The sequence below is a fragment of the Paraburkholderia sp. genome, from assembly GCF_047605525.1.
Classification (GTDB): domain Bacteria; phylum Pseudomonadota; class Gammaproteobacteria; order Burkholderiales; family Burkholderiaceae; genus Paraburkholderia.
The window spans coordinates 17,652-30,418 of record NZ_JASGFN010000036.1 but is presented as its reverse complement, the minus strand read 5'-3'; the positions used below and the strand labels follow the sequence as shown (position 1 = coordinate 30,418).

Sequence of the window (12,767 nt, the reverse complement as noted above, 5' to 3'; positions counted from 1 at the left end):
AACGGTTTTGCCCGCGATAAAAAGCGGCGTTCGCGACGATCATATACAAAGCGGCGGCAAGGCGGGGGTTCGCGTTCCGCGTTTTCCCGGCGCGCATCGGCGGCGTCCGCATGTCGATGAGGCCGCTGACCGTGCTCCTTGCTCACCGCGCGGACCATTTCCACGCGGGAATATCAAGTTCGTCGGCACCCACGATGCGAGTCGCGCCAAGCTGTTTTTCCAGCACGATCGACTGGCTCACGGCCTCACGCTCGAGCGCCGCGATGAGTCGTGTCGCATGTGACACGACGATGACCTGCGAACGTGTCGACGCATCGGCGATGAGCCGTGCCAGTGCGGGCAGCAGATCGGGATGCAGGCTCGTCTCGGGCTCGTTCAGCACAAGCAACCCGGGCGGGCGCGGCGTGAGCAGTGCGGCTACCAGCAGCAGATAACGCAGCGTGCCATCGGAGAGTTCACGAGCCTTCAGCGGTCGCAGCAGCCCGTGCTGCCGCATCGTTACTTCGAAGTGCCCGTCGCGATTCGCAACTGCAATCCGGCAGCCGGGGAATGCATCTTCAATAGCCGCGTCGAGCGCCACCGGATTGCCGATTTCCCGGATCGTCTGCAGCGCGGCCGCGAAATCCGCGCCGTCGTTGGACAGCACGGGCGTATGCGTGCCGATCTGGGGGCGGCGCGACGGCGCGTCGGTGTCGGTACGAAAGTGATCGTAGAAGCGCCACGAGCGGATCTGCTCGCGTACGGCGATCATCTCGGGTGCCGTTTTCGGGTCGGCAAACTCGGTCACCATGCTGTCGAAGCTCGCGATGGGCTGAGCGACCGGTGTCCACTTGCCTTCGTCGTCGCGCGTGCGCAGCGCTGCTCCCTGCCGGTCCACCAGCAATGCGGACGGCCGCAGCACGGGGCCGCTCCAGATGCACTCGCGTTTGACGACCGGGTCGAGCTGAAACTGCGAAGTGCTGTCCGGCGGCGGCAGGCCCAGGTCGATTGCGTAGCCCAATGCGTCACCGGCGAAACCAAGCCGCAGGCTCACCGGATCCTTGCGCACCGTTCCGTGCACCGGTTGCTCGCCCGCGAGCATGTCGCGCGAAAAACGCTCCGGACCGGCCCATAGCGTCGACTGCAGACCGCCTTCGCGGGCCAGCGACGGGATCAGCTCGCCACGCGCCGTTTCCGCGAGCAGACGCAGGGCGCGATACAGGTTCGATTTACCGCTGCCGTTGGGTCCCGTCACGATGTTGAGCGTCGTGAGCGGCACGATCAACTCGCGCAGTGAACGATAGCCGGCAATCGCGAGTGTGGTCAGCATTTCAGGCTCGGGTGCAAATCGCGAAATAGTCGAGGAAGCTGATTTTGACAGAATGATCTATTGAGCCGAAGGGTTGCATTGCAGACGGTCGGCGTCGTAGTGAGCGGAAAAAATCCGTACCCCTCGTATAGTGGACAAACTTGCGCAACCGCATACAGCTCGTATACTTAACATATAACTTCAGTGAGATCGCGTGAATACTAATTCCACCTCCAGTCCCGAGAAACTCGGCGAACTAGCCTATCAGACACTTCGCCGGATGATTCTGGACAAGGCGCTACGCAGCGGTGGCCCGGTGGTCGAAGGACGGCTTGCCGACGAACTCAGAATCTCCCGCACCCCTATGCGCGAAGCCCTGTTGCGGCTGGAGGGCGAAGGCCTGCTGGTACGCGCGGGCGCGCGCTCGTATTCCGTACGCTCCGTGAGCGCGCAGGAATACTTTCAGGCCATGAAAGTGCGCGAACTGCTCGAAGCGGAGGCCATCGGACTCGCTATCGGCAAGATCGACAAGAAGCTGGTTCGGCAACTGGTCAAGAAGATCAAGGCATTGAGCAGCGGCCAGCAGGAACAGGCTCACTGGCAGATCGACGATCAGGTCCACACGATGATGGCGCGCGCGAGCGGCAACGATGTGCTCGCGCGTATGATCGACCTGGTGCGCACGAACAGCCGGCTGTTCGAACTGGTCACGCCATTCAACCGCATCGAGGAAGATCGCGCGGAACATCTGGCGATTCTCGAAGCGTATCTGGCGGACGATACGGAAGCGGCGCGCACCGCCGTGCGCTCCCATCTGCAGAACCTGCGCCGCTTTGTGCTCGACCGGCTCGTCGAAGGCACTTACAGTTGATCGCTAACGCATCGCCCGCCGCGCGCGCCACACGTATTTGCCTACGCGCCGGCCAGCAGGTCGCTGAGCGCAAGTGCGACGGTCTTCGTCGCGACGCGCAGATCTTCGAGCGCGACGCGCTCGTCCGCGCGGTGTCCATTTGCTTCGAGCAGCGTACGCGGACCGGCGCCGTAAATGACGGTTGGTACACCCGCTTCGCAATAGAGTCGTGCATCGGTATAGAGCGGCACGCCTTCGGTCGGAATGTCCCGTTGCAGCGTGATCTTCGCGGCGCGCTGCAGGGCGGACGACAGACGCTGCGCGCCGTCGATCGCACGCAGCGGCGAAGTCACCAGCACCTCCCGTATCTCGACGCTGATGCCAAGCTGATTCGTCACGGACGCCTCGATCAGTTGCCTGAGTTGCATCAGCACCGCCTGCGGACTTTCTTCGGGCACGACACGCCGGTCCAGACGCAACGTCACTTTGTCCGGTACGACATTCGTATTGATTCCCCCTTCGATTAATCCCACGACGAGCGTCGGATGCTCGATACCGTTGGTTGCCGAGCGGATCTCCCGCAGCGCCGCCCGATGTTCATACAGTGCGTTCAGCACCGCCACCGCGCCTTCGAGCGCATCGTGCCCGGTATCCGGCCGCGCCGCGTGGGCAGACTTGCCGCGCACCGTCACTTCCAGGTGAATCGCGCCGTTGTGCGCCGTCGTGATGGCATAGGAAAAGCCCGCGCAAATCGCGTAGTCGGGTTTTACGATGCCCTGCTTCAGCAACCACGCCGGCCCGATCAGACCGCCGCTTTCCTCGTCGTAAGTGAGGTGCAGTTCGACGGTGCCCGAAAGCGGCGCCCGGGTGTCGATCAATGCCTTGAGTGCGAACGCGTAGGTCGCGAAATCGGATTTCGAAACAGCCACGCCACGTCCGTACATCCAGCCGTCGCGCACTTCGGCACCATAGGGGTCGAAGGACCAGCCGTCGCCCGGCGGCACGACATCGCCATGCGCGTTCAACGCGATGGTCGGTCCATCACCGAAACGATGCCGCACGACCAGATTCGTCACGCTGATCATTCCGGCCCGCGTGACGTCGTCGACAGGCACCGGATGGCGCTCCACCGTGAAGCCCAGCGCTTCGAGCGCAAGCGCGACCATCCCGGCATGCGCGGCGCAATCGCCGGGAGGATTATCCGATGGCGTGCGCACAAGCGCCGCGAGAAAATCGACTTCCGACGCGAAGCTCCGGTCGATTGCGTCGAACAACGCCGAGGTAGAAACAGGGGTAGTCATGCAGGCAAGCCTCAAGGTTTGAGAGGGGGTGAAACCGGTCTGACCCACAACAATGTCACGCTGCAGGTAATGACGATCGCCGCGCCAATCCAGGTCGTCAGTGCCGGCGCCCGCTGGAACAGAAACGCATCGGCTGCGCTGGCCCAGACGATCTGTACGTAGAGAAACGGCGCGATCCATGAAGCGCGCGCACCGCGCAGCGCGTTCACCAGAAGAAAGTGACCCGCCGCGCTACCGAGCCCCATCAGCGCCATCAACGCGATCTGGCGCGCGCCGAGCGCGGGCTGCCAGAACAGCCAGGCGAAGCTTGCAACCGCCAGACCGACGAGATTCGCGCAGAACAGGCTGACAAGCGGCGTGTCGCGCGACGCGACGTGGCGCGTCAGCAACTGATACGCGGCGTAGCAGAATGCCGAGACGAGCGGCAGAAATATCGCATAGCCGAATGCGGCGATATCGGGCCTCACGATCGTGAGAACGCCACAGAAGGCGATTGCCATCAGACCGATCTGCGTACGCCGCGGGCGTTCGCGCAAGAACGCGACGGACAGCACACCCACCAGCATCGGCGACGTGTATTGCACCGCGTAAGCGTCTGTCAGCGGCAGATAACGGACCGACATGAACATGAAGCCGGTCGTCCCCAACAGGCTCGCGCCTCGCAGAAGTTGCAGCGCGGGCGCATGGGTACCCCACAACGCGCGCGGGCCGTATCCGGGCAACAGCGCGAGCAGCACGACGACGCTCGATGCGTAGCGCCCCCATACCACGATGCCGGTCGGCAACTCGCTCACCAGCAGCTTGCCGATGCCGTCCACGCCGACGAACAGCAGCGTCGCGCAGACGACCTGCAGCGCGCTTCTGACAGGCGCGTCGCGCAGGCCGCCGCGGGTCGCCACGAACGTCGCCATCAGTGCCGCAGGATCTTGCCGACGAACTCCCGCGTGCGTACTTCCCGCGGTGCATCGAATACCTGCTGCGGCGTCCCCGTCTCGACCACGTGGCCGCTCGCCATGAACACGACCTTCGACGACACCTCGCGCACGAAGCTCATTTCGTGCGACACGATGAACATCGTGATGCCATCGGACGCAAGCTCGCGGATCGTGTCGAGTACTTCATTGACGAGTTCCGGATCGAGCGCGGCCGTCACTTCATCGAGAAACAGCAGCTTCGGTTTCAACGCAAGCGCGCGGGCGATCGCGACGCGCTGCTGCTGGCCGCCCGACAGCTCGTCGGGGTACGCATGCAAGCGGTGCGCGAGCCCGACGCGCGTCAGCAGACCGATCGCGTTCTGTTCGACCTCCTCGCGCGGCCAGCCCTTGATCCTGGTGGGCGTGATCATCACGTTGTCGATCACGGTCATGTTCTGGAACAGGTTGTACTGCTGGAACACGATGGCGATATCCGAGCGCAGCGCGCGCACGGCCGCCTTGTCGGCGTAGTTCACCACGCTGCCGTTCAGGCGAACGCTGCCGTGTTCGGGCGGCAGCAGACCCATCAGGACGCGCAGCAACGTGCTCTTGCCCGATCCCGACGGCCCGATCAGGCTGACGATTTCACCCTTCTCGACGGACAGGTTGATACGTTCCAATACCGTGTGCGGCCCGTAGGATGCTTTCAGATCAATGATTTCGAGTTGTGGCAAGCTTTTTCTCCACGCGCTTACCGAAGCGCGACAACGGATACGACATCAGGAAATACAGCGCCAGAATCGTCCCATATACCAACGTTGCGGAAAAACCCTTGTTGCTCAGCACCTTTCCCGCCGACGTGAGTTCCATCACGCCGATCTGCGACGCCAGCGCGGTGTCCTTGATAAACATCACGAAAAACCCGAAGGTAGGCGGCAGGATCACGCGCCATGCCTGCGGCACGATCACGTAGCGCAGCGTTTCCAGATAGCTGAAGTTCAGCGTGCTGGCGGCCTCCCACTGGTTGATGTGGATTGACTCGAGGCCGCTGCGCACGATCTCCCCGAGATACGCGGCGGCAATCAGGCATACGCTGATCAGCGCGACGGCAAACGTCGACAGGTTGGCGTTGATCGACTGGCTCGCGAAAAACACCAGCATCAACGTGACGAGAAACGGCACGCGCCGGAACAGCAGGCAGTACGCGAACATGAGCGCGCGCACCGGCGCCATCGCGCGTGAGCGGGTCACGCGCAGGATCGCGACCACGAAGCCCGAAACGAAACCCGCGAGGCAACCGATCGCCGAAAGCACGAAGGTCGCGACGAGTCCTTCGAGCAGCAACAAAGCGTTGTAGTACGAGAACAGGTGGGTGATTTGTGTCATCGTCGAGCCGGCCATCAGAACACCTTTATCTTCGCGCGGCACACCTTGCGGCCGAACATCGCCAGCGCGAAGGTCGCCAGCAGCGTGATCGCGATATACATGACCGCCGCCACGCTGAACGCCTCGACTGACAGATACGTCTGCGAACTCAGGTTGTAGGTGCGACCGGTCAGCTCCTCGACCCCGAAAATCGATGCCATCGAGGTACCCAGCGTCATCACGATGAACTGGTTCGACAGCGGTGGAAACATCACTTTCATCACGTGCGGAAAAATCACGTGTCGCACGATCTGCGGCGTCGAAAAGCCGAGTACCTCGGCGGCCTCGATCTCCGCCCAGCGCACCGACGCGAAACCGGCGCGCTGGATCTCGCACAAATAGGCGCCCGCATTGAAGGTGGCGCCGAGCAGAACCGCCGTGTACGGTGAGAGCGTGATGCCGATCGCGGGCAGCGCGAAGAACAGAAAGAAGATCTGCACGAGCTGCGGCGTGTTGGTCGCGAAGGACACATATGCGGTCACGAGCCGACGCATGAAAGCCGGCCCATAGCGCAGGAGCGACGCGCACAGCAGCCCGATCAGCATGCCGAAGGCAAACGCGAGCACCGCGATCTGGAGGCTGAGCCACGCGCCGCCGAGCAGATACGGCCATTGCTCGAGGATCGGCCCGAACTGAAGCGTCATTGAATCAGTACTCCCTGCAGCGAAATGATGCGGCGTACGTTGCCACGGGCTGCGACGCGCGCCGCCGGTGGCAAGGCCGGGTTACTGCGCGGGCAGCACGGGCGGCGCGGCGGTCGGATCGTACAGCATCGAGCTGCCGAACCATTTCTTCCAGCTTGCCGCGACGAAACCGCTCTTTTGCAGCGTGCCGATTTCCTTGTTCAGGCGCTCGGTCAACGCGGTATTGCCTTTCTTGATACCGATACAGTCGTAATCCACTTCAATGGGCGCGTCGACGACACGCCACTTCGTCGGATAGTTCTTCGTATAGCTCAGCATGAAGTCGAGCACGTCGATCAGCGCGTCGGAGCGCCCCTGGGCAATCGAGCGTACCGCGTCGGGATAATTGTCCAGCAACAACAGTTGCGCCTTGGGCAGCTTGTCCTGGATCAGCTTGACCGGCGTCGTGCCGCGCACCTGTACGAGGCGCACCGATGGGTCGTTCAGTTGCATCCAGTTCTTGTAGGGCTTGTCCTGCGTGGTCAACACACCGAGCACCTCGGTGTTCACCGGATCCGTAAAGTCGATCACTTTCATCCGGTCGGCATTACGCGTCATGCCGCCCATCGACGCGTCGATCTTGTCGGTCATCAGAAACGGCACCCGGTCATTCGACCCGACCGGCACGATTTCCAGCTTCACGCCCAGCGAGTCCGCAATCTTTTGCGCGATGCTCACATCGAACCCGTCGATATTGTTTTTCGCGTCGTACGTGCCGAGCGGCGGCAGGTTCGGGTTAATCCCGAACACGATCTTCTTCGACGCGAGAATTTCGTCCAGCGTGCGCGCGCTTGCACTGACTGAACCAAGCAGCGCGCATGCCGCGAGACCGACGGCAAGCATGCGACTCAGGATGATCGACGGTTTCATGCTGTAGCTCCGTGAGAGGACGTGAAAGTGCGGAAGTATTCGCACTCGCGTGAGGCATTCGCAGCGCCGTTTTTTTGTCGGCTTTGCGTATACGTATCGTATACGTTACTATCAAAACATCGCCTAAATTACTTGTCAAGCGAGGGTTGCGCCGATGTCTTCAGAGCATGCGATGCGTATCCACGATTCGGACCAGATCGTTGCCGTCGAGCTGTTTTTCGATGGCCGACGGTTTGCGGCGCGCACCGGTGAAAGCGTGGCAGCCGCGTTATTCGCATCCGGTGTCAAGACCTTGCGCGCGAGTCCGCGCCTGCACGAGGCGCGTGGCATGTTCTGTCTGATGGGCTCGTGCCAGGAGTGCCTGGTGATGGTCGATGGCCGCCGCACGCTCGCCTGCCAGACATCCGTCACCGCGGGCATGCGTGTCGAAACCGTGGCGGAGACTGGCGGCGATGTCTGAATTCGACGTAGTGGTGCTCGGCGGCGGTCCCGCTGGTGCGAATGCCGCGCTCGCGGCAGCATCGGCCGGGTTGAATGTCGCGCTGTTCGATGAAAATCGGAGCGCCGGCGGACAGGTTTATCGTGCGCCGATCCATCCCACGGCGGTTGGACACAGTGCCGACCAGCGCACGGGCGACGCGTTGCGGCGCGATCTCGCCGCCAGCAGCGTCACCACGTTCTTTGCGCATCCCGTGTGGGCGGTGACGGGAGACTACCGTGTCGACGCCATCGGCCCGAACGGCCCCGTCCATTGCACGGCGCGGGCGCTGATCGTTGCGTCCGGCACCACTGAACGGGTGGTTCCGTTCGAAGGGTGGACCACGCCGGGGGTCATCGGACTGGCCGCCGCGACGATTCTGCTGAAATCGCAGGGTATGTTGCCGGGCCGCTCGACGCTCGTCGCCGGTTGTGGCCCGTTGCTCGCGGCCGTGGCGGCAAAGACGATCGAAGGCGGCGGCAAGGTCGAGGCGATCGTCGATCTCGCCGGCACCGCCGACTGGGCCCGCGCGCTGCCCACGATGCTCGCGCGCCCCGACCTGCTGCGCCAGGGCTTGAACTGGTGGAACACGATTCGACGCGCGGGCACGCCACGTTATGCACGCCACACGCTGATCGGCGTCAAACCGGTGGACGATCGGCTAGCCGTGACGCTCGCCCGCTGCGACGCTGCCGGCCGCCCTGTCGGCGGCGAACGAAAAACGATACTGGCGGATTGCGTCGCAGTCGGTCACGGGCTCACACCTTCCACTGACGTTACCCGTCTGTTGCGCGCGAAGCACCGTTATTCGCGGGCGGCGGGAGGATGGATCGCTGTCGCCGATCAGGATGGGCGCACCTCGCGGCCACGCCTCTATGTCGCGGGGGACGGCGCCGGAATCGCCGGCGCCGCGGCGGCTGCCGCGTATGGCACGCTGGCTGGACTCGCGTGCGCGTTCGATCTCGGCGCATCCTGTGTTTCACGCCTGCAGCGCCGCATTGAGCCTGCACGCGACGAGCAGCGGCGCGCGGCACGCTTCGGACACGCGATGGCAAATCTGATGGCGCTGCGCCCCGGTCATGTCGACAGCATCTCACCGGACACCATCGTCTGCCGCTGCGAGGACGTGACCCGCGCCGAGATCGACGCAGCGGTCAATGCCGGCGCTCGCGATGTCAACCAGCTCAAGGCGTGGACGCGCTGCGGCATGGGACCATGCCAGGGCCGCACCTGCGGCGACGTCGTCGGCGAACTCCTGATGCGGCGCACCGGTGTCACGCGTGAGGCGGTCGGCTGCTTCTCCGCGCGCACGCCTTTGCGACCGGTAACGGTCGAAGCGCTCACGGGTAGCTTTACGTACGACGAGATCCCCATTCCGACGGCGGCTCCGCTATGAGCGCGGCGATCGAAGTGGAATACGGGCCATTCGACGTCCTCGTGGTCGGCGGCGGCGTGATGGGTTGCACGACCGCATTGTTCCTTGCCCGCGCCGGGATGCGCGTGGCGGTGATGGAGCGTGACGCGCTGTGCCGCGCGGCATCCGGCGTCAACGCCGGCACACTGACGCTGCATATGACGCGAGCCGCACTGGTTCCGTACGCAATCCGGGCGTGGCGGATGTGGATGGAGACCGACCGATGGCTCGGTGAAAGCGTCCTCGCGACCGCGGCGCCCGGCCTTTCGCTCGCCTTCACCGAGGCCGAACGCGATCTGCTGCGCACGCGCGCCGCCGCGCGACGCGAATACGGCGCGCGGATCGACCTGCTCGACCGCGATGCGGCGCTGGCCGTCGAGCCGGGGCTCAACCCCACGATGCTCGAGGCCGCGTTCTGCACGACCGACGGATTCGCCAGCGCCTATCTGACCGGCCGCGCGTATCGCGCGGCACTCCTTGCGGCGGGGGTGCAGATCTTCGAGCAAACGCCGGCCACGCGCATCGAACGGACGAACGGACATTACCGCGTGCACGGTACGCTGGACTCAGGCGGCGCCGCGGCATCCATTCGCATCAACGCGACGCGACTGGTGATGGCGGGTGGTGTCTGGCTCGAACCGTTGCTCGCGATGCTCGATATCCGCATCCCGGTGAAGACGCTCGTCAATCAATTGATCGTCACCGAGCGGATGCCGCCCGTGATGCGCTCGGTACTGAGCATCGCGAACGGGCTGCTTTCGATGAAGCAGTTCTCCAACGGCACGGTGCTGATCGGCGGTGGCTGGCAGGGCGTCGGCGACCGGGCGCTCGGCCCCGTCGAAACCATTCCGCAAAACCTCATCGGCAACTTGCGGCTTGCCCAGCACGTGATCCCGGCGCTGGCGAAAGCCCGCGTGGCGCGCATCTGGCTCGGGCTCGAGTCGGAAACAGCCGATGCGATGCCGATGATCGGCCCGCTGCCGGGTCTTCGCGATGCGTGGGTCATCGGCTGCGTGCACTCCGGTTATACGAGCGGTCCTTATATGGGCAAACTGCTCGCCCAGACGATGCTCGGCGAAACGCCCGAGCTGCCGCTGTTCGATCCCGGGCGGCTCATGACCGCCGCGCCAGAACTTCCTCATCGAGAACAGATCCCATGATTCCCTCGCACGATGCTCCCTTCAACGGCATTTATGCCGCCACGCTGTGTCCGCTCGACGCACACGGCCGCCATCTCGACGAAGCCGCGCTCGCGCGCCACCTCGAAGACGTGGTGGCGGTCGACGGCATTGTCGGCTTACTGATCAACGGCCATGCCGGCGAGAACTTCGCGTTGTCGCGCGACGAAAAGCGGCGAGTGGTCGAGATCGCGCACAGCGTGGCCGGCGACCGCTCGATCATCGTGGCGGGTGTGAACTCGGAAGACAGCTATGAAGCCCAGGCGCAGACCGACGACGCGAAACGCGCGGGGGCCGATGTTTTACTGCTGTTTCCACCCTATTCATGGGCACTTTCCACCGATCTGCAAACGGTTATCACCCATCACAGGATTGCCAACGAGAACGCGCGACTACCGATGATGCTGTATCAGGCGGGTGTCAGTACCGGCTCGATGGCCTACACGCCCGCCATGCTGACAGCGCTGGTCAGCCTGCCCGAGGTGGTCGCGATCAAGGAAGGCAGTTGGGAGACCAGCGCCTATGAAGCCAATCGCAGACTCGCGAAGTCCGTCGCGCCGCATGTGGCCGTGATGGCCTCCGGCGACGAGCATCTGTTCTCCTGCTTCGCGATCGGCACCGAAGGCAGTCTCGTGAGTCTCGCGGCCGTCGTGCCGGAACTGATCGTCTCTCTTTATCGCGCGGTGAAGCACGGCAATCTTCCGCGAGCGCAACAGCTCCATGCCCGCATTTATCCGCTTGCGAAGGCCATCTATGGCACGGCGCCCGGTTCTCACGCGAATGCGCGCCTGAAGGCCTGCCTGCATCTGCTCGGCAAGATTCCCTGTCCGTCGATGCGCCCTCCGGTCCCGCCGCTTCTCGCCGCGGAAGTCCGCCGCCTCGAAGACGCCCTCGCCTTTGCGCTAGACATTGACCACGAACGGAGCGATTCATGACTCACGCCACGACCCGCACATTGATCCGGGGCGGACGCCTGATTACGGCCGTCGACGATTACGTCGCCGATATCGTCGTCGAAGGTGAACGCATCGTCTGTATCGGACAGCAGCTCGAAGCCGGACCGGACACCCGCGTGATCGACGCGAGCGGACTGCTGGTATTTCCCGGCGGCGTCGATGCGCATACGCATATGGAGAATACGTTCGGGCCGTCGGTGACCTGCGACAACTTCGCTTCCGGCACCCGCTCGGCCGCCTTCGGCGGCACCACCACGATCATCGACTTCGCGCTGCAAACCGCGGGGACCAGCCCCCTCCATGCGATTGCGCGCGCGCAGTCGAAAGCGGCGTCCGTCGCCAGCATCGACTACAGCTTCCATGTCATCGTCACGCAGGTCGACGACGCCGTGCTCGGCGACATGCAATACGCGATCCGCCACGAAGGGGTGTCGAGCTTCAAGATGTTCATGGCGTATCCGGGCACCGTGATGTCCGACGATGCCGCGATCTTTCAGGCGATGCGCATGGTGGGCCAGCATGGCGGGATGATTGCGCTGCACGCCGAGAACGGCACCGTGATCGACCTGCTGATTCGCGAAGCGATCGCGCAAGGGCATACCTCACCGCGCTATCACGCACTCACGCGTCCGGCCATCATGGAAGGCGAGGCGACACATCGCGGCATCAAGCTCGCCGAACTCGCCGGGGCGCCGGTTTACTTCGTGCATCTGTCGGCGAGAGAGGCGCTCAAGCATGTGATCGAAGCGCGCGACCTCGGCATTCCGGTGTTTGCGGAAACCTGTCCGCACTATCTGTTCTTCGACGAATCCGCGTACGCCGACGAAAGCTTCGACACCGCACGCTATGTGATGAGTCCGCCGCTGCGTTCGAAAGACGCGCAGAACGCGCTATGGACCGCGCTGAAGACCGACGACCTGCAACTGATCTCCACCGATCATTGTCCGTATTGCATGAAGGAAGGTCACCGCGGCAATGTGAACCAGAAGCCTCTCGGCCGCGACGACTTCTCGAAGATTCCAAACGGGGTGCCGGGCGTCGAAACGCGCATGACGGTGGTCTATGACGGCGGCGTGCGAACCGGCCGCATCTCGCTGAACCGCTTCGTCGAGCTGACGTCGACGGCGCCTGCGAAGCTGTTTGGTCTATTCCCGAAAAAAGGCACGCTTGCGGTCGGCAGTGACGCCGATATCGTGCTGTTCGATCCGGGCGAATCGCATACGATCAGTGCCGCCACCCAGCATAGCGATTGCGATTTCACGCTATTCGAAGGCCAGCAGGTCACCGGGCGCGTGAAAAAGGTGCTGCTGCGCGGCGAATTGCTCATCGACGATGGTCAGTGGGTCGGCCATACAGGACACGGACAGTTTGTGCCGCGCGGCGAACTGGGCGCGCACTGGTAAGAAAAGA

The 12,767-nt window shown here is 63.5% G+C and carries 13 protein-coding genes; 6 read left to right on the top strand and 7 right to left on the bottom strand.

What is annotated here, in order from left to right:
• Positions 1-142: 142 nt before the first annotated feature.
• Positions 143-1,309, bottom strand: coding sequence for an AAA family ATPase (locus tag QM685_RS33730; protein ID WP_415123586.1), 1,167 nt, complete (start codon positions 1,307-1,309; stop codon positions 143-145).
• Positions 1,310-1,502: 193 nt separating this feature from the next.
• Between QM685_RS33730 and QM685_RS33725 the strand changes: the two genes are divergently transcribed.
• A complete protein-coding gene (locus QM685_RS33725; protein ID WP_415123585.1) occupies positions 1,503-2,159 on the top strand; it encodes a GntR family transcriptional regulator in 657 nt (218 codons plus the stop codon).
• A gap of 41 nt (positions 2,160-2,200) precedes the next feature.
• Here the strand turns inward: QM685_RS33725 and QM685_RS33720 are convergent, their stop codons facing one another.
• From QM685_RS33720 to QM685_RS33695, 6 genes are all read right to left on the bottom strand, one after another.
• Complete coding sequence (locus tag QM685_RS33720; RefSeq protein ID WP_415123584.1) at positions 2,201-3,439, bottom strand: ArgE/DapE family deacylase; 1,239 nt, start codon at positions 3,437-3,439, stop codon at positions 2,201-2,203.
• A gap of 11 nt (positions 3,440-3,450) precedes the next feature.
• A complete protein-coding gene (locus tag QM685_RS33715) occupies positions 3,451-4,338 on the bottom strand; it encodes a DMT family transporter (protein WP_415123583.1) in 888 nt (295 codons plus the stop codon).
• 11 nt (positions 4,339-4,349) lie between these two features.
• Complete coding sequence (locus QM685_RS33710; RefSeq protein WP_415123582.1) at positions 4,350-5,087, bottom strand: amino acid ABC transporter ATP-binding protein; 738 nt, start codon at positions 5,085-5,087, stop codon at positions 4,350-4,352.
• Positions 5,065-5,739, bottom strand: coding sequence for an amino acid ABC transporter permease (locus QM685_RS33705; RefSeq protein ID WP_415123581.1), 675 nt, complete (start codon positions 5,737-5,739; stop codon positions 5,065-5,067). The genes QM685_RS33710 and QM685_RS33705 overlap by 23 nt, the downstream gene beginning before the upstream one ends.
• A 14-nt stretch (positions 5,740-5,753) precedes the next feature.
• Positions 5,754-6,422 (bottom strand): amino acid ABC transporter permease, encoded by a 669-nt coding sequence (locus tag QM685_RS33700; protein WP_415123580.1) that lies wholly within the window; start codon positions 6,420-6,422, stop codon positions 5,754-5,756.
• 81 nt (positions 6,423-6,503) lie between these two features.
• Positions 6,504-7,331 (bottom strand): transporter substrate-binding domain-containing protein, encoded by an 828-nt coding sequence (locus tag QM685_RS33695; protein ID WP_415123579.1) that lies wholly within the window; start codon positions 7,329-7,331, stop codon positions 6,504-6,506.
• Between the two features lie 154 nt (positions 7,332-7,485).
• Between QM685_RS33695 and QM685_RS33690 the strand changes: the two genes are divergently transcribed.
• The 5 genes from QM685_RS33690 to hydA are packed head-to-tail and all read left to right on the top strand — an operon-like array spanning position 7,486 to position 12,760.
• On the top strand, positions 7,486-7,791 hold the full coding sequence (locus QM685_RS33690) for a (2Fe-2S)-binding protein (RefSeq protein WP_415123578.1): 306 nt from the start codon (positions 7,486-7,488) through the stop codon (positions 7,789-7,791).
• On the top strand, positions 7,784-9,205 hold the full coding sequence (locus tag QM685_RS33685) for an FAD-dependent oxidoreductase (RefSeq protein ID WP_415123577.1): 1,422 nt from the start codon (positions 7,784-7,786) through the stop codon (positions 9,203-9,205). The genes QM685_RS33690 and QM685_RS33685 overlap by 8 nt, the downstream gene beginning before the upstream one ends.
• A complete protein-coding gene (locus tag QM685_RS33680; RefSeq protein WP_415123576.1) occupies positions 9,202-10,383 on the top strand; it encodes an NAD(P)/FAD-dependent oxidoreductase in 1,182 nt (393 codons plus the stop codon). The genes QM685_RS33685 and QM685_RS33680 overlap by 4 nt, the downstream gene beginning before the upstream one ends.
• Entirely contained in the window at positions 10,380-11,336 is a 957-nt protein-coding gene (locus tag QM685_RS33675; protein WP_415123575.1) for a dihydrodipicolinate synthase family protein, read from the top strand. Before QM685_RS33680 ends, QM685_RS33675 begins: the two co-directional genes overlap by 4 nt.
• A complete protein-coding gene (gene hydA, locus QM685_RS33670; protein ID WP_415123574.1) occupies positions 11,333-12,760 on the top strand; it encodes a dihydropyrimidinase in 1,428 nt (475 codons plus the stop codon). Before QM685_RS33675 ends, hydA begins: the two co-directional genes overlap by 4 nt.
• Positions 12,761-12,767 lie beyond the last annotated feature (7 nt).